This window comes from Citrifermentans bremense R1 (genome assembly GCF_000426865.1).
GTDB classification, from domain to species: Bacteria; Desulfobacterota; Desulfuromonadia; order Geobacterales; family Geobacteraceae; genus Geomonas; species Geomonas bremensis.
Map to the genome: position 1 here is coordinate 197648 of NZ_AUGE01000002.1, position 17278 is coordinate 214925.

The following is a 17278-nucleotide window of genomic DNA, read 5'->3' on the forward strand; positions in this document are numbered from 1 at the left end:
AAATGCCAATATGATGCTAGCTTGATTGTGGAAGAGATGGTGTAAATAAAAGAAGCGAGAGGCTGGTAAAAAGAGCGCTGGGAGCGGCTCAACCTGGAAATGGGGGATGAAGTTATGCACTCATGCATAACCGGAGATCACAAAGGTAGACGCAGATGAAGAGGAGGGGTTCTTACGTTGTCAATTGTCCATTGTCAATCGTCAATTGGGTTTCAGCCCGTATTTCCTAAGTTTCCTGGCAATGGTCGACTGGTTCACCCCAAGAACCTCAGCCATGCGCATCTGGTTGCGGTGTTTGGCCAGCGCCTTTTCCAGCACGGCCTTCTCGACCTGGTCCAGCGTCTCCTGCAGCGGCACATCCTCCTGCCAGCCCCCGGCCACCGCGGTCGGCTTACCGGCGCCGGCGGAGATCTCAGCAGGGAGGTCCTTCACGTCGATCAGGTCCGTTTCCGCCATGACCACGAGCCGCTCGCAGACGTTCATCAACTGACGCACGTTTCCCGGGTAGTCGTAGGCAAGGAGCGCATCGGAGGCGGAACGGGTGAGACGCTTGCGAATGGAGTCGCGAGCGCCGAAAAGTTCCAGATAGTGCCTGACAAGCGGCAAAATGCAGTCCCGCCGCTCGCGCAAAGCAGGGACGTTGATGGGGATCACGTTGAGCCGGTAATAAAGGTCCAGCCGGAAGCTTCCCTGCCGCACCATCTCGTCCAGATTGCGGTGCGTCGCCGCGAGGATGCGCACGTCGAGGTGCCGCGCCTTGGTCCCACCCAAGCGGACCACCTTCCCGTTTTCCAGGAAGCGAAGCAGCTTCACCTGCGCCGACTGCGGCAGCTCCGCGATCTCATCCAGGAACAGGATTCCGCCGTCTGCAAGTTCCAGGTAGCCGGGCTTGCCAGCCGCCTGAGCGCCGGTGAAGGCCCCCTTCTCGTAGCCGAAGAGTTCCGACTCTATCAGCGACTCCGGTATGGCGCCGCAGTTTATCTCGATCAGAGGCTTGTCCGCCCTGGTGGAATTCTTGTGTATCAACTCGGCGACGAGTCCCTTGCCGACGCCAGACTCCCCGAGGATCAGAACCGCCGAGTTCACCGTGCTCACCTTGAGCGCCTGTTTCAGGGCGTTCACCATCAGCGGGCTGCGGGCGACGACGCTCTTGGAGGCCACATCCGCCTGCTGCAGTTCCAGCATGTGGTTGCGGAACTGGTCCCGCAGCGCCTCCTGCTCTTCCAGTTCGCGCTGCAAGTTATCAATCTCCGTGATGTCCCGCTCGCTCACCACGACCCGGATCACCTCGCCGTTTGCGTCCAGGACCGGCGTCCCGGTAGAGATGAGCTTGCGCCCTTCCCTGTTCTGCAGTTGGCTGACCACCTTCTTCGTAGTAATCGCCTCAAGCGCCGCCGAGCGGTCTATGAAACCTTCATCCAGAAGTTCCCGCATGTTCTTGCCGACAACTTCCGAAGCCTTTATGTTGTTGATCCGCTCCGAGGCCGGATTGATGCGGATGACCCGGGCCTCTGCGTCGCAGATCCAGAGCCCGTCCGAGGAGGAATCGATGATGGCATCCAACTCGCGGGTCAGATCCTGGAACGCCCGCATCTGGCGCGCCATCTCCTCGAGATCGGATGAGGGAGCAGTTTTAATGACCGGTTCAGTCATCGTCTATTCCTGTACTGAGGGTGAAGGTAGAGTGCACTTAACTGCGTGCGAGCAGCATTATGCATTAACGCATTGAATATGCAATAGAGAATATCAACGCTACCCCAAACCATAGCTCCCGCTAGCTTAGATGGAGTGAAGACGGCCCCCTTTTGCTATACCGATTATCTTTGACGGTACCCCGACTGAACTCGCCGGAGCTCCGATTAACTTCGATGGAGCATATAAAAGGAAGATCGGAGCTCCATTTTGCTTTTCTGAAGCTCCATCTAAACATAAGTGGCGTGCCGATATTGTTATGTGGTGCTCCGCTTAGGTTAGTCGGGACTCCATTATCCTTGAGCGGTACTACGAGACAAGTAACCGGACCTCTACTTCGGCGATGCTGCCATTGCGAGTGGACCCAACCGGAGCGCCAGTTTGACTATCAGGAGTACCCCATAGTGGAAACGGCGCTTCACCTTTGCCACTCCATGCCCCATCTCAGTTAAGCGGAACTCCGATATCGCACATTGGCATGTCACTCAGCGAAAATGGTGCTCCGTTACAGCCCATGCGAGCTCCCAATTGCCCCGACGGACAACTTGGTCGTATCCACCCGCCCCCTCCAGCTTCTTAAACGGCACTCTAACAAAGTTAGTTGGAGCATCAACATGCTTACACGGCATGCCGCTTCGCTTGTTCGGAGCGCCACTTTAGTTGAATGGACCTCCATCTCGGTTAAATGCCGCTCCGTATTTACTTGAACGAACCTTTGTATTGGTTAAAATGGCCCTCCATCTTAAACGGTGCCCCATTTAACACCCTCGGCTATCCGTTTTTCGTGGTCAGCTCTCCGTCTAAGCTGATCGGAGCTCCAGGTCAGGTTGAGTGGACTCCGCTTCAGTTAAAACGGACGTACACTGTGGTTGAAGTGGCTCTCCATTACGGTTAAACGGCATTCCGCTTCACTCGAAAGGGCCTACGTTTTGGCTAAACGGCCCTCCAGATAGTGCAAAGACCTAACCGGACACTGCTGGTCCCCCCCTCCGTACAGGTTAGCTGTGTCTCAATCATGCGGCATCATACCTCTCACATTTTTGAACGGCGCAGGGGATGCGGTTCATCCGGCGCGCGGGGAACACTCGAGAGCCTTGCCTGGCTACTCAGGAGCTGTGGAAGAAAGAGTGGTGAGCGATGAGGGGACTGTCGCCGATGGATAGTTGGAAGCGCGAGCAGACTTCTGAAGGTCGTAGCTGAGAATTAAAAAGGAAAGGCCCGGCTCCGACGGTATAGCTTCCATCGTTCCGGGCCTTTATACAGTAGCCGGTGTGTCTGGCTTTTTTCAGTCCAGCCCCTTTTCCGCCATCTCGATGGCCTTGACCACGGCTTTTGCCTTGTTGACGGTCTCGACGTATTCCGCTTTCGGGTCTGAATCGGCGACGATGCCGGCGCCCGCCTGCAGGTGCACCTTGCCGTCCTTTACGACCAAGGTCCTGATGGCGATGGCCATGTCCATGTTGCCGGAAAAGGAGAAATAGCCGACGGCGCCGCCATATACCTCGCGCCGCACCCCTTCCAGCTCGTCGATGATCTCCATCGCCCGCACCTTGGGGGCTCCGGAGAGGGTCCCCGCGGGGAAGGTCGCGCGCACGACGTCGAAGGCATCCTGCCCAGGGGAGAGTTCCCCCTGCACGTTGGAGACGATGTGCATCACGTGGGAATAGCGCTCGATTATCATGAGCTCGGTGACCTTGACGCTACCGGTCTTGCAGACGCGCCCCAGGTCGTTTCTTCCCAGGTCGACCAGCATGACGTGCTCGGCGCGCTCCTTGGGGTCGTCGAGGAGGTCCCGCGCCAGTTCCTCGTCGGCTGCGTTGGTGGCGCCGCGGGGACGGGTGCCGGCGATGGGCCTGAGTTCCACCATCTCCCCTTCCTTACGCACCATCACCTCGGGGGAAGCGCCCACGACCAGGGTCTCGTCCAGGCGGAGGAAGAACATATACGGGGATGGGTTCAGGGTGCGGAGCGCGCGGTAGATGTCGAACGGTTCGACGGTGAGGTCGCCGGAAAAGCGCTGGGAGAGTACCACCTGGATGATGTCGCCGTTTCTGACGTATTCCTTGGCGCGGGTGACCGCAGCCTCGAACTCCTCCGGTTTCACGTTGGAGCCGAACTCCACCTTCCCGTTAGAAGGCTTCTTCTCATTCGGGGGAAGCGGCGCCTTCAGGCGGGCGATGAGCCCCTCGATCTTAGCTATGGCGTCGTCGTACGCCGCCTGGAGCGAAGCGCCAGCGTCGACGTGGGCGTTTGATACCACCTTGATCTTCTGGCTCAGGCTATCGAAGATGAGAATGGTGTCGGTGATGATGAAGTTGGCGTCGTAGGTGTTGATGTCGGTGGGATTTTTGTCCGGCAGCGTCTCGAAGTGCCTGACCGCGTCGTACCCCAGGTAACCGACCGCCCCGCCGAAGAAGCGCGGGATGCCAGGAACCTCCACCGGCTGATAGCGGGCCATGTAGTCGCGGATGTAGTTGAGGGGATCCGACACCTCGACGCGCCGCACCTCCCCCCCTTCCACGATCTCCACCCAATTGTCCTTGCCGCGGATCACGACCGCCGGCGAAGAACCGAGGAAGGTGTAGCGTCCCCATTTCTCGCCCCCCTCGATACTCTCCAGGAGAAAGCCGTAGCGGCCGTCGTCGATCTTCTTGAAGGCGCTGACCGGCGTATCCAGGTCGGCCAGGATTTCCCTGTAGACCGGGATGAGGTTGCCTTTGGTGGAAAGGGTTTGGAACGAGGCAAAATCGGGATAGTACATGGGGCTCCTTGGGGGTGGGCAAGGAGGAAGGAACGGGGCATATCTCCCTGCCGGGAAAGAATTTAAGCCCGACTTTATTAACATATTCGCCAGGGGAGTGTCAAAACCAAAACCCTCAAACCGCTAGCCACTGAGAAAAATCTGAGAGAACCAAACCTTAAAACCGTTAACAAGGAGAACATCTGAGGAAATCTGAGGACCGTCAACATCTGAGAGAACCACATGCCCAAATTCAACAGCGGGTTAAAACGGGAACCTTAACCCTTGTGTTCGCAGAAGCTTCAGGTTTTTCACTTTCAAACGTTTTGGTTTGTCTGGTTTTCTCCTTCAGTCAGGTTTCTCAGATGTCCTCAGATTTTCTCCCTGCCAATGGTTTGCTTCTGTATTTCGGTTTTTCTTTCCTCCCCCCTTGAAATACGGAACTGCAGTGATTAGGTTCTGCGGGTCCAATCACATTCCCAAAGGAGATCACTACCACCATGACCAAGACCGTCAAAAAGTTCGAGACCGAGGTTCAGCAACTCCTGGACCTGGTGATCCACTCCCTCTATTCCAACAAGGAAATCTTCCTCAGGGAGCTGATCTCTAACGCTTCTGACGCCATTGACAAGATAAAGTTCGAATCCCACTCCAACATGGAACTCCTGGAGGGGAACTCCGACTGGAAGATCAAGCTCCACGCGGACAAGGAAGCGGGAACGCTCACCATCACCGACAACGGCATCGGCATGAGCATGGACGAGGCGGCGGAGAACATCGGCACCATCGCCAAATCCGGCACCAAGAGCTTCGTGGCGGCACTGAAGGAGCAGAACCTCGCCGACAACCCGGAACTGATCGGGCAGTTCGGCGTCGGCTTCTACGCCTCCTTCATGGTGGCAGACCGCGTGGTTCTCACCACCAGGAAAGCTGGCGGCAAGGAGTTCGGCTGCCGCTGGGAGTCGACCGGCGACGGGAGCTACACCATCGAGGAGTGCGAAAAGGAGACCCGCGGCACCGAGATCGTCCTGCACCTCAAAGACGAAATGAAGGAGTTCCTCGACGAGTGGAAGATCCGCTCCATCGTGAAGAAGTACTCCGACTACGTGCAGTACCCGGTGGTCATGGATATCACCCGCACCGAGCCGGTGAAGGACGCCGAAGGTAAGGTGATCGAGGGCGGCGGCACCGTCGAGAAGACCACGGAGGAAACCCTCAACTCCATGAAGGCGATCTGGACCAGGTCCAAGAGCGAGATCACCGAGGAGGAGTACGAGGAGTTCTACAAGCACATCTCCCACGACTACGACAAGCCGCTTTCCACCATCCACTACTCGGCCGAAGGGGTGAGCGAGTTCAAGGCGATCGTCTACATCCCCTCGCACAAGCCCTACGACCTCTTCCTGCGCGACCACAAAAAAGGGGTGCACCTCTACGTGAAGCGGGTCTACATCACCGACAACTGCGAGGCGCTGCTCCCGGACTACCTGCGCTTCATCAAGGGTGTGGTCGACTCCTCGGACCTGCCGCTCAACGTCTCCCGCGAGATCCTGCAGGAGGACGTGCAGATCAAGAGGATCCAGAAGTCCCTGGTCGGCAAGATCCTCTCCACCTTGGCCGAAATGAAGGAGAAGAACTTCGAGGAGTACCTGAAGTTCTACGCGGAATTCGGCCCGGTGCTTAAGGAAGGGATCCACTTCGATCACGCCAACAAGGAGAAGATCCAGGACCTCCTCCTCTACGAGAGCTCCAGGACCGAGAAAGGGAAGTACGTCTCTTTCAAGGAATACGTGGAGCGCATGCCCGAGGGGCAGAAGGAGATCTACTTCATCACCGGCATGTCACGCGAGGCGGTGGAGAACTCCCCCTACATGGAGGCGCTGCGCAAGAAGGATTACGAAGTCCTGTACATGATCGACCCGGTCGACGAGTGGGTGGTGCAGGCTATCAGCGAGTACCAGGAGAAGCACCTGAAAGCGATCGACCGCGGCGACCTGGAGATCGACACCGAGGAGGAGAAGAAGGAGAAGGAAGCGAAGAAGGAGGAGGCGAAGAAGGAATACGGCAGCCTCATGGAGTTTATCCAGGAGACCCTCAAGGAAAAGGTGAAGGAAGTCCGCCTCTCCTCCCGCTTGACCGACAGCGCCTGCTGCCTGGTGGCCGACGAGATGGGGCTTAACGCCAACATGGAGAAGATCCTCAAGGCGATGAACCAGGAGGTCCCGGAAGCCAAGAGGATCCTGGAACTAAACCCGGACCACCAGATCCTGCAAGTCATGACGGCGATGTACGAAAAGGACAAGGCCGACCCGAAGCTCAAGGACTACAGCGAGCTTCTTTTCGATCAGGCCCTCCTCACCGAGGGGTCACCGATCAAGGACCCGCTCCGCTTCACCAAGCTGGTGAGCGAGCTGATGGTCGTTGGCGGAAAATAAGGGAAGATAAAAAAAAGCCGGGGGGACACAAGGTCCCTCCGGCTTTGCCATATTCAGGGGCTCGCCCCTTGGCTATAGAGACGGACAGCCAGGCTTACAGGAGAAAATAGGCCGAGACCATCAGGATGAAGGCTGCACTGGCAGGTATCGGCGCCGTCACAAACGCTTTGCGCAGCCGTTGGAACAGCGCAGGAACCACGTCGAGGAACAAGTAAGACGCGGTCATTGTTGCTAGTAAGTAAATGATGCACTCGTGGCCGTAGCTTAGATGATTCATACTGGCCACCTCCTTTTCACTCCAGAGATCACTCTGGTCGCTGACTCCCTCCGGCAACGCCGAGGTCCCGGCAAGAACGAATTTATAGTCAGCATAGACAGTGCCAGAAATCATATCAATCGCGAGATCCTAGCTCCCTCTCAAAGGGCTGAAAATGTGGGCTTTCCCCTAGCCAAGCAGGAAGCTACCCCCAGCTCGCGACCGATATGTTAAAGATTCCGACACATCCCTCCCATTAAAGTGTCGGGAAATTGAACATAATTAAAAGTCGGACGACCCTCATCCCCCTGTCTTTCCATTGTTTTTAATTTACAACCCATGAGATTTGCCATATATTCCTCTGGCTTTCATACGGACCAGGCAGCGACAAGCCGTACCATCACGCCAGATAGCGAAAGGGTGGTGAAATGAGCGATATCGAGAAGGGGTTTAAGACGCTGTTCCAGAACATGGAATTGGGTGCCTACCTGCAAAGCGCGGACGGCTCCATGGTCGACGTCAATCCTAAAGCCTTATCCATGCTCGGATTGACCCGTGAGGAGTTCCTTGCCGGCTGCGGTCCCTCGCCTTGCTGGCACCTGACCGGTGAGAGCGGCGAGGAGCTTTTGCCCGGCCAGCACCCCGCCGCGCTCGCCCTTGAGAGCGCACAGGAGGTCCGGGATTTCGTCGCCTCGGTGCAGCAGGAGGGAGAACATCCTCCGCTTTGGGTCAACCTGAACGCGATACCGGTGCGGGATGAAGAAGGGGGCGCCCCCCACGCCGTCCTGGTCACGCTGAGGGACATCTCGAAGCTCAGGCGCCTGGAGCAGGCTGTCGCCGCCACGGCCGCCGAGCGGGAACAGGAACAAAAGCAGTTACAGGTGCACCACGCCAAGAGACTGGAAAGCCTCGGAGTCCTCGCCGGCGGCATCGCCCACGATTTCAACAACATACTCACCTCCATCATGGGAAACACCGAGCTTGCGCTGATGCAGCTCACCCCCGGGGCCCCTGCCTGCGAAAACCTGCGCCGGGTGGAACGGGCCTCCCACCGCGCTGCGGCCCTCCTGAAGCAGATGCTTTTCTACCTGGGTAGAGGCACCTTCTCCTCCGAACCGATCGATCTGAACCGGTTGGTGGAGGAGATGGCGGATATGCTGCAAGCGGCGATCTCCAAGAAGGCGACGCTGCGCCTGGAGCTCTCCCGGCCGCTGGGCCTTTTCAGCGCCGACCCGGTCCAGGTGCGCCAAGTGGTGATGAACCTGATCCTGAACGCTTCGGAAGCGCTCGGAAACGAGGTGGGCAAGATCAAGGTTTCCACCTCGCAAAGGCACTACCGGGAGGAGGAGCTTGCCGAGTTCCGCGGCAGCGAGGAACTCGCCCCAGGCAGCTACCTGAGCCTGTCGGTGAGCGACACGGGTTACGGCATGGACCAGGAAACGAGGGCGCGGTTCTTCGACCGCCTGTTCCCCGCTACCGGACGTGGGCTGGGCATGGCGGCCATACTCGGCGTGGTCAGGGGGTTAAGAGGAGGGATGCGGCTGCAAAGCGACGTGGGGAAAGGCTCCGTCTTCACGCTGCTGATCCCTGTGGACGCGGATGTGCTGACGACCGCCAAGCCCACCGAGCGGGCCTCCGAACCGATGGGGATGGGCCCCGTGCTTTTGGTCGACGACGAAGAGGAGGTGTGCCTGTTGGTGGGCGCCATGCTGGAGCGGCTCGGGTACGAGGTGATCACAGCAAGCGACGGCCATCAGGCTCTCGGGCTTTACCTGCAGCGCGACGACTGGGCCTTCGTCATGCTAGACCTCACCATGCCGGTCATGGACGGCGAGGAGACCTACGAGCAGCTGCGCAGTATCGACCCGTCGGTGAGGGTGGTCATCACCAGCGGCTACAGCGAAAACGAGGTGGCGCGCCGCTTCCAAGGGAAAGGGGTCAAGGGACTGCTGCAAAAGCCTTTCGACATGGACGCGCTGCGCAGGGTTCTCAGGTAGGAGTTGTCGGGAGCCACATCCAAGGAGGCACAGAGATGGATATTTCCTTTCAGATACAAGATGCCGTCGCCTCGGTGATACGGGCGCCGCTTGCCTCCCCCTTCAGGATCGCCACGGGGCAGCACGACGAACTGGAAAACGTGTTCCTAAAGCTCACTACGCGGGACGGCGTGTCGGGCTACGGCGAGGCCGCGGTCGCCTCGCACATCACCGGCGAGACTGTGCCGGGAACGCTGGCGAACCTCCAAAACGCAGCGGCCGCCTTGCGCGGGCAAACCGTCGAAGACGCGGAGAGCGCCTGCCGCCAGTTCGCGGCAGCCTTCGCCGGCAACCACGCAGGGCTCGCGGCGCTGGAGATGGCGCTATTGGACCTCTCCTCGCGCGTGCGCGGCATCCCCTTTTACCGCCTCTTCGCCCCGGTGGCGGCCCTGGAGCCGCGGCTCGCCTTCTCCACCGACATAACGGTCGTCATCGGCTCGCTGGACGAGGCCAGGGCCACCGCCCGGGAGTTCGCCTCGCGCGGGTTCAGGGCCTTCAAGATCAAGATCGGCCGCGACGAGCAGCTCGACTTGGCACGCGTGCTTGCCGTGCACGAGATAGCGCCGGATAGCCAGATCATCCTGGACGCCAACATGGGGTTCTGCGCCGGCTCCATGCTGGCCTTTCTGGACCGGCTGGCCGCGAAAGGTGTGCGGCCGGTCCTTTTGGAACAGCCGGTGCCCAAAATGGATTGGGACGGTCTCAGCGAGATCACCGCGGCGCTTACCGGAAGCGAAACACTGGTCTGCGCCGACGAAAGCGTAGGCTCCCTGGCCGACGCCAGGCGCGCCATCGACAGCAACGCGGTCAGCGCCATCAACGTGAAGTTCATGAAAAGCGGGATTCTGGAAGGAGCCGAGATCGCGAGGCTAGCCGCCTCCCGCGGGATCAGGCTCATGCTGGGAGCGATGATGGAGAGCGCGCTGGCGGTTACCGCGTCGGCTCACTTCGCGGCGGGGCTCGCCTGCTTCGACTTTCTGGACATGGACACCACCTTCTTCCTGAAGGGCGAGTTGGCCCATTCCCCCTACCTCGACGAGCACGGGCGCTTCGACCTGCACGACGCCGGCCCCGGGATCGGAGTCGAGCCCAGTTTTTCATGATCAGCAACCCGGTTCTCATCGTAGCCGTCTTGATCTCCATCGAGGCCCTGGTCCTTTGGCTGTCGCGTCACGAGCGGACCAGGCGCTTTTTCGACCTCATCCCCTCGGTCTTCTGGATCTATTTCCTCCCCATGCTGGCGGCTAGCTTCGGGCTCATCGCCACCAAGAGCCCGGTCTACGGCTTCATCACCAGCTGGCTCCTCCCAGCAAGTCTCGTGCTGCTCCTTTTGCCGGTGGACATCAAGGCGATCCTTAGGCTTGGCCCCACGGCGATCGCCATGTTCTTCATCGGCGCGGCCGGGATCATCGCCGGCGCCGCCCTCTCCTTCTCGCTCTTCAGGCCCGCGATCGGGGCCCGGTTCTGGTCCGGCTTCGGGGCGGTCTCCGCCTCCTGGACCGGCGGCAGCGCCAACATGATCGCGGTGAAGGAGGCGCTTTCGGTCCCCGACGAGGTCTTCGCGCCCATGGTGATCGTGGACACGGTGGTCCCCTACCTCTGGATGGGGTTCATGATCGCCATCGTCGGACTGCAGCCTGCCTTCGACCGCTGGAACCGCTCGGACCGTGCCATGCTGGATCACCTGGGGGAAGAGGCGGTGCAGTACCCCGCCACCGCCGGCGGCCGCCGCACCTTAAGCGGGATAGCGCTATCCCTCGCCGTCGCCCTGGCAGGCGGGGCGGGCGCGCACCTTATCGGCGAACAGATGCCCCGGATAAAGGACATCTTGACCGGCTACACCTGGACCATCATGATCGTGACCCTCTTGGGGATACTCCTCTCCTTCTCCCCTTTGCGCCGCCTGGAGCGCTCCGGCGCTTCGCGGACCGGCTACGATCTCCTCTACTTCGTCCTCACCGCCATCGGGGCCAAGGCGTCGGTCGCGGACATCGGCTCGGCGCTGCTGCTCATCGGCGCGGGCCTTGTCATCGTCGCGGTCCACGCCCTCTTCCTGCTGATCGGGGCGCGCCTTTTGAGGGCGCCTATGTTCCTGGTAGCCGCCGCAAGCCAGGCCAACGTCGGCGGCGTCGCCTCCGCGCCGGTGGTGGCCGAGGTGTACCATCCCGGCCTCGCCTCAGTGGGGCTGCTTCTGGCCATCCTGGGGAACATCGTAGGCACCTGGCTCGGCATCCTAGCCGCCCAGCTCTGCCGCCTCCTGTGAGCCCTCCCCCGGCTCCAGTATCTGTCGCAGCTTCCTGCTCATCTCCGCCAGTTTGTACGGCTTCTGCATTACCCCGGAAACCCCGTACCCTTCGAACTTCCGGCTCACCTCCAGCTCGTTGTAGCCGCTGGAAAGGATCACCCTCACCCCCGGCTCCATTTCGCGCAGCACGGTAAAGGCCTGCTCGCCGTCCAACTCCGGCATGGTCAGGTCAAGGACCACGCAGACGATCTCCTCCCGCTTTTCCCTGTAGAGTTCGACCGCCGCGCGCCCGTCGCAGGCCGTCAGCACGCGGAATCCGAGCGTCTCCAGCATCTCCTGCCCCAGGGCCCTGATCGATTCCTCGTCGTCGGCCAAAAGCACCGTGCCGCTGCCGCGCCACAGCCCCTCCTCCTCCGCCGCCGGCTGCAGGGCCTCCCCCTGCGCCGACATGCACGGAAGCAGCAGCCTGAAGGTGCTCCCCTTCCCTTCCTCGCTGTAGATCTTGATGGCGCCGTTGTGCGAGCGCACGATGCCCAGCACCGCAGCCATGCCGAGCCCGCGGCCGGTGAACTTGGTGGTGAAGAACGGATCGAAGATCTTGGGGATGATCTCTTTCTTGATGCCGCAGCCGTTGTCGGAGATCTCCAGCATCAGGTAGGGGCCCTCGGGGAGGCGGTCGTCGATCCACGTTTCGGAGAGGTAGGCGCGGTCGCACTCCAGGTATCCGGTCCTGATCGCTATCACGCCGATGTTGTCGCCTATCGCCTCGGAGGCGTTCAACACCAGGTTCAGGATCACCTGGCGCAGTTGCGTGGCGTCGCCGCTGATGGCCGGGAGGTCGGGGGCGAAATCGTAATGCAACTGCGTCTTCTTGGAGATGGAGACTTCGAGCATCTGGGCCATCTCCTTGACCGTCTGGGCCAGATCCAGCTTCTGGATCACGAAGTTCCCTCTCCCGGAGTAGGCCAGCATCTGCTGAGCCAAGTCCGCGGCCCTGCTCGCGGCCTGCTCGATCTGCTGCAGGTTATCCCGCGCCGGCGTCTCCTCGGGAAGGCGCATCAGGGCAAGGTCGGCGTTGCCCAGCACCACCATCAGGATGTTGTTGAAATCATGGGCGATGCCGCCGGCCAAAACACCCAGGCTCTCCAGCTTCTGCACGTGCAGCATCTGGGACTGGATCTGCCGCTTCTCCTCCTCCAGCCCCTTTCGCGCCGCTATGTCGACCGCGATGAACATGAGGTGCCAACGCCCCTCCACTTCGAATCGGGAGAGGAGGAACTCGGCCTGAATGCTCTTCTCGAAGCTCGTTTGCGCGCAGACCTCGATGCTCCGTGTCCGCCCGTCGGAGAGTACCTGCTCGGCAAGCTGGAGAATCCCCGCCTCCCGCCAGAGGTCGATCTCCCTGAAGTTCAAGGCGAGTATCTGCTGCCGGGTCCCCCCCACCATCGCGGCCATCGCCTGGTTCGCCATGACGCAGCAGCCGCTTGCCCCCTCGTAGACCAGGATGCCGGTGGGCGATGCGGCCAAAAGGGACTCCACCAGTGCCAGCGCCTTGTCGCGCGACTCCTCGACCGCCTTTCTCTCGGAGACGTCCTCGTACACCCCCAGTATCCCGGCCACCTCTCCCTGCTCGTTCAGAAGCGGCACCTTGGTGGTGTCCACCCATAGACGCTTCCCGCCCGCCTGCAGCTGCTGCTCGATGATGTGGAACTTGGCGCGGTTTTCATCCATGACCGCGCGGTCGTCGCTGCGGTACGCCTCGCTCTCCTCAGGGAGCCAGGGAAGGTCGAAGTCGCTCTTCCCCCTGATCTCGTCGGTGTGGGCCACCCCGGCCCCCTTGGCAAAGACGGCGTTGCATCCCTGGTAGATGCTCTCCCGGTCCTTCCAGAACACGAACTGCGGGATGGTGTCTATGATCTGCGCCAGCATGCTGCGCCCTTGCCGCTCCCGCTTCTCAGCCAGTTCGCGCTCGGCTAGCTCGGTCGTAAGCTTCAGGTTTGCCTGATGCAGCTCAGCCGTCCGCTCTGCCACCCGCAGCTCCAGTTCCTCCTTGGCCTGAGTCAGTTCGTCTTCCGCCGCTGCCTGCCGGCGGCACTTCAAGTAGATGATCCTGGAAAGGACCAGGGTGACCAGGAGGAAGACGCAGACCATGGTGCTGATCTGGATCAGCTCGCCGCGCCAGCGCCCCAGGAAGTCTTCAGGCGCAAGCTCCAGGAAGAGGTACAGGGGAAACCGGCCGACCTTGCGGAAGGATGCGAGCCTGGGGGAGCCCCAAGCATCGCTTTCGCCAAAGTAGCTCCCGCTCTCGCGCCCCCGGGCGATTTGGCCCGAGATCTCGCGGGGGACCCCCTTTTGCCCCGTTGCGGCGCCGGCATCGGTCCCTTGCGGATGCCGCACGATGGCGGACAGCGACGCGTCGGTGAGAGTAATTCTGCCGTGGGAGCCCACCTGCATCGGCAGGAGCACGCCGCGGACACGCTCCAGATCGATGGCACAGTACACCACGCCGGCAAAAGCGCCGCCGGGCCGCTCCACCCTTCGGGCGAGGATAATGACCCTCTTGCCGCTGATGAGCCCAAGGATCGGTTCGGAAATCACCAGCCCCGCCTTCGGGTCGGCGGCCAGTTTCTTGAAGTAGCTCCTCTGCGAGACGTTTTTCAAGACCCCCGCCTGCACCCCGGTGCCGTAGCGGATATCTCCTTGGGCATCGGCCATCCGCATGCTGTCCAGCATCGGCAGCCGGGAATGCTGCCCCGCCAGCAAACTGTTCAGCTCCCCTTCCTCGACTCGTCCCTGCTGCAGCTCCTGCTGCACTTCGTCCACCATGGACAAAAGCGCGATGTCCGCAGACTCGAGTGCCCCTGCGATGCTGTAGGAAAGTGCCTGCAAAAGGTTGTCGCTTTGTACCTGTGCGTTGCCGAGGTAGGTTTCCCTGCTCTGCCAAAGGGAGAAGAAACCCGTTAGCGCCAGGAACAGGTTCACCAGCAGGACCACCGAGGCGGTCCAGACCACCAGGTTCCTGCCGGATTGCCTGGCGTTTCTCTGCGATGGTGCAGCGTTCATGGAGTACTCCGATGGAGCCGCGGCTATATAAAGAGCAGCAGCTTCGGCCGGTTATCGAGAATTGACGAAAATGCGCCTTACCTACTCATCGGCGCAGGAAGCTGTCTCATTAGGAGAAATCGCATGCATGACTAAGGGATGTACTAGCCGGTGGAAAAGGGAGGGACAAAAGGAGAGGAGCGAAAAAGGGGAGCCGCGTAAAATACGCGCCCCCCCTTGGCTGGGAGGGAAAATGGGCGGCGGGAGGCTAGGCGGTCTTGCCGTACAGGGCTTCCCTGCTCTGAAAGGCCCTTTTCACCCGGGTCATAAGCCCGATCTCCTTGACCGGTTTCAGCACGAAATCGAAGAACCCCCTCTCCAGGGCCTCCTTTTCCTCGTCCGGCGTGGCGGCGGCAGTCATCAGGATCACCGGCATGTAGCGGAATTCAGGGATGTTGCGGATGGCGAAAAGGAACTCGTAACCCCCGAGTTTGGGCATCACCTTGTCAGTGATCACCAGCTTCGGCTTCAGGGCGAAAATCTTGGCGAAGGCGTCCATGCCGTCGACAGCCGTCTCGACGGTGCATCCGTGCTTGGTCAGGATCTTGGCCACCATCTCGCGGGAGAGCTGGTCGTCCTCGACGAGCAGGATGGTTTTTCCTTCTGGGCCCGTTACCGGCTGGCCCAGGTAGTGCTTGGCGATGGCGCGGTTGATCTCCATGCGGGTGGCGACGTAAAGGATCAGCTTGACCTTGTGCGTGGCGGCGATCTGCTGGAAAAGCTCGTCCGTGGTCGGATCGGCAACTGCGAGCCCGAGGCGCCCGTCGTCCATCTTCAGCGGGAAAATGGTGTGCTTCACCGCCATCTCCATCGGTATCAAACGCAGCATTGCCGGGGGGTAGGCGTACTTGGAAAAATCGGAGATCTTCCGGCAGCGGTACTGGATAGCCAGCGCCTCGGCCAGCTCTTCGGGCGAAACCAGCCCGATCACCTCCAAGAGCTCACCGAGGCGGATCCCTTTGCTCTTGGCATGATCGATCAGGCGATCGACCGATACCTTGGTTAAAAGCCCCCGCTCCACGAAGATTTCTCCCAGCGGCTTGCGGGTTTGCGGCGTGGTGTTCAAAGAGTCGATGTCGGCGGACATGCTTTCTGCTCCTGCAGCTGCCTCTTAAGGCAACCGCGCGGTGATTTACAGGGCCGGCTACGCTCATGGCAGCGCGGCCCGAATCATCATAATGAGAGCGAAAGCGAGGGAAAGTCAATGCAATTTTTGCAGCTGCTGGGAAAAGGAAAGGTCACGAGGCGATGATCTCGTCGGGGAGTTCGTTCTGGTCGTCGCGACGGCGGGGGAAATGCTTGGCCAGCTCAATGCCGCAGCTGGCGATCACCTGGCAGAGGCTGTCAGCGGCTTTCCCCTGGCGCAGCCCCTGGGCCAGTTGTTCCACCAGGTTGTTCCACTCCACTTGGGGGATCTTTTGGCCGATGCCGCGGTCACCCAGGATCCAGACCTTGCGCTCCAAAAGGGAGATGAAGATGAGGATGCCAGTTTCTTCTTTGGTCCGGTACAGCCCCTGCTGGTAGAAAGCGACCAGCGCCCTTTCGCTGACCGCATCGGCCACGCGCCCGGCTGCTGCAAAGGAGAGCTTCAGCCTTGGGAAACGATGGAAGAGCTTCAGTGCCGGGTAAAAGAGGAGGAAAACCAAGGGAATGTAGCTCCAGATGGTCACGTGCCTTATGGCTACCGCTGCCACCACCGCGACGAGCCCTGCCAAAAGCAGAGCACCGAGCGCCTCAGCCTCCCGATAGCGGTCGCTGGCCCACACGATCACGGTGGCGATCTCGCCGCTGGTGCGTTTTTCCGCCTGCACTACCGCCTCGCGGATCCGCTCCTTCTCCTCGGGGGAGAAGAACTCCTCTGCATGTTGCGCCTGCGATAGGTCCATTACCAGTCTCCCGAAGCGCCGCCGCCGCCGAAGCTGCCGCCGCCTCCTGAGAATCCCCCCCCGCCGAAACCGCCGCCGCCGAACCCTCCTCCTCCAAAACCGCCGAAGAAAGGTCCGCCACCCGAGAAACCTCCCCTACCTCCTGAGCCGAACAAAAAGGAGACGAATAGCCCCAAGAGAAAGCCTACAACGGCAAGTCCGCCCAGAAGGAGCAGGGAGGTCACCCCGAAGGAGAGCAAAGCCGCGACCGGAATGCCGACGGCGCCCGCCATCCCGCCGAGGATCCTGGAGATCCCCCCCAGGAACACCGAGGCGACCAGCACGAAGATGAGCAGCGTGAAAATGGGGCTCGCCCCCTTCTTCCCGTGCCGCAGGTCGTTTCCTTCCGCCTGGTACTCGCCGCGCACGGTCGCCATGATGGCCTCCGCGCCGCGGGAGACGCCCAGGTCATACTCGCCTTTCTTGAAGGCGGGGGTGATTTCGTTGCGGATAATGCGGCCGGAAATGAGATCGGTCAGCGTCCCTTCCAGCCCACGCCCCGACTCGATCCTCACCTTGCGGTCGTTTTTCACCACCAGGAGCAGGGCGCCGTTGTCCTTCCCCTTTTGACCGATGCGCCAGTTCTCCACCACCTTGATGGAGTACTCTTCCAGCGCCTCTCCTTCCAGGCTCGGGATGGTGAGCACCACTATCTGGGTGGAGTCGCTTCTTTCGAAGGCGGCCAATTCGCTTTCCAGCTGCTGCGCCGCCGCAGGCGACAGCATGGCGGCGTAATCGTTCACGTACCCCTTGAGCGGCGGAACCTCCGCCCCCTGGCAAAGGGTCGCGCACAAAAGAACGCAGATGAGGAAAAGGAACTTTTTCATGCCGCCTCGATCGATGAGAG

At 60.6% G+C, this 17278-nt stretch carries 11 protein-coding genes; 4 read left to right on the top strand and 7 right to left on the bottom strand.

What is annotated here, in order from left to right; all coding sequences use genetic code 11:
* Nucleotides 1-201 precede the first annotated feature (201 nt).
* On the bottom strand, nucleotides 202-1653 hold the full coding sequence (locus K419_RS0103260) for a sigma-54 interaction domain-containing protein (RefSeq protein WP_026840315.1): 1452 nt from the start codon (nucleotides 1651-1653) through the stop codon (nucleotides 202-204).
* A gap of 1324 nt (nucleotides 1654-2977) precedes the next feature.
* Nucleotides 2978-4453, bottom strand: a complete 1476-nt coding sequence (gene trpE / locus K419_RS0103265) for an anthranilate synthase component I (RefSeq protein WP_026840316.1) — start codon at nucleotides 4451-4453, stop codon at nucleotides 2978-2980.
* A gap of 479 nt (nucleotides 4454-4932) precedes the next feature.
* On the opposite strand from trpE, the gene htpG reads away from it, so the two are divergent.
* Entirely contained in the window at nucleotides 4933-6867 is a 1935-nt protein-coding gene (htpG, locus tag K419_RS0103270) for a molecular chaperone HtpG (protein WP_026840317.1), read from the top strand.
* Between the two features lie 94 nt (nucleotides 6868-6961).
* On the opposite strand, the gene K419_RS24015 is transcribed toward htpG, so the two are convergent.
* Nucleotides 6962-7258, bottom strand: coding sequence for a hypothetical protein (locus tag K419_RS24015; RefSeq protein WP_226377615.1), 297 nt, complete (start codon nucleotides 7256-7258; stop codon nucleotides 6962-6964).
* Nucleotides 7259-7551: 293 nt separating this feature from the next.
* On the opposite strand from K419_RS24015, the gene K419_RS0103280 reads away from it, so the two are divergent.
* The 3 genes from K419_RS0103280 to K419_RS0103290 are packed head-to-tail and all read left to right on the top strand — an operon-like array spanning nucleotide 7552 to nucleotide 11422.
* Nucleotides 7552-9120 carry a hybrid sensor histidine kinase/response regulator gene (locus K419_RS0103280; protein ID WP_026840319.1) on the top strand — a complete coding sequence of 523 codons (1569 nt, stop codon included), beginning with the start codon at nucleotides 7552-7554 and terminating at the stop codon, nucleotides 9118-9120.
* Between the two features lie 35 nt (nucleotides 9121-9155).
* On the top strand, nucleotides 9156-10262 hold the full coding sequence (locus K419_RS0103285; RefSeq protein WP_026840320.1) for a dipeptide epimerase: 1107 nt from the start codon (nucleotides 9156-9158) through the stop codon (nucleotides 10260-10262).
* Nucleotides 10259-11422: a DUF819 family protein gene (locus K419_RS0103290; protein WP_026840321.1), complete on the top strand. Its 1164-nt coding sequence runs from the start codon at nucleotides 10259-10261 to the stop codon at nucleotides 11420-11422. Before K419_RS0103285 ends, K419_RS0103290 begins: the two co-directional genes overlap by 4 nt.
* Here K419_RS0103290 and K419_RS0103295 read toward each other — a convergent pair.
* The 4 genes from K419_RS0103295 to K419_RS0103310 form a co-directional block, all read right to left on the bottom strand.
* Complete coding sequence (locus K419_RS0103295; protein ID WP_026840322.1) at nucleotides 11393-14467, bottom strand: ATP-binding protein; 3075 nt, start codon at nucleotides 14465-14467, stop codon at nucleotides 11393-11395. The genes K419_RS0103290 and K419_RS0103295 overlap by 30 nt on opposite strands.
* 247 nt (nucleotides 14468-14714) lie before the next feature.
* Nucleotides 14715-15593: a response regulator gene (locus K419_RS0103300; RefSeq protein WP_026840323.1), complete on the bottom strand. Its 879-nt coding sequence runs from the start codon at nucleotides 15591-15593 to the stop codon at nucleotides 14715-14717.
* Between the two features lie 151 nt (nucleotides 15594-15744).
* On the bottom strand, nucleotides 15745-16392 hold the full coding sequence (locus tag K419_RS0103305) for a TPM domain-containing protein (protein ID WP_026840324.1): 648 nt from the start codon (nucleotides 16390-16392) through the stop codon (nucleotides 15745-15747).
* Entirely contained in the window at nucleotides 16392-17258 is an 867-nt protein-coding gene (locus K419_RS0103310) for a TPM domain-containing protein (protein WP_026840325.1), read from the bottom strand. Before K419_RS0103310 ends, K419_RS0103305 begins: the two co-directional genes overlap by 1 nt.
* Nucleotides 17259-17278: the final 20 nt, after the last annotated feature.

Coding starts and splice junctions, on each gene's coding strand:
- K419_RS0103295 (WP_026840322.1), bottom strand. CDS start 14,467: ATGAACGCTGCACCATCGCAGAGAAACGCCAGGCAATCCGGCAGGAAC.
- htpG (WP_026840317.1), top strand. CDS start 4,933: ATGACCAAGACCGTCAAAAAGTTCGAGACCGAGGTTCAGCAACTCCTG.
- K419_RS24015 (WP_226377615.1), bottom strand. CDS start 7,258: ATGATTTCTGGCACTGTCTATGCTGACTATAAATTCGTTCTTGCCGGG.
- trpE (WP_026840316.1), bottom strand. CDS start 4,453: ATGTACTATCCCGATTTTGCCTCGTTCCAAACCCTTTCCACCAAAGGC.
- K419_RS0103280 (WP_026840319.1), top strand. CDS start 7,552: ATGAGCGATATCGAGAAGGGGTTTAAGACGCTGTTCCAGAACATGGAA.
- K419_RS0103290 (WP_026840321.1), top strand. CDS start 10,259: ATGATCAGCAACCCGGTTCTCATCGTAGCCGTCTTGATCTCCATCGAG.
- K419_RS0103285 (WP_026840320.1), top strand. CDS start 9,156: ATGGATATTTCCTTTCAGATACAAGATGCCGTCGCCTCGGTGATACGG.
- K419_RS0103260 (WP_026840315.1), bottom strand. CDS start 1,653: ATGACTGAACCGGTCATTAAAACTGCTCCCTCATCCGATCTCGAGGAG.
- K419_RS0103300 (WP_026840323.1), bottom strand. CDS start 15,593: ATGTCCGCCGACATCGACTCTTTGAACACCACGCCGCAAACCCGCAAG.
- K419_RS0103310 (WP_026840325.1), bottom strand. CDS start 17,258: ATGAAAAAGTTCCTTTTCCTCATCTGCGTTCTTTTGTGCGCGACCCTT.
- K419_RS0103305 (WP_026840324.1), bottom strand. CDS start 16,392: ATGGACCTATCGCAGGCGCAACATGCAGAGGAGTTCTTCTCCCCCGAG.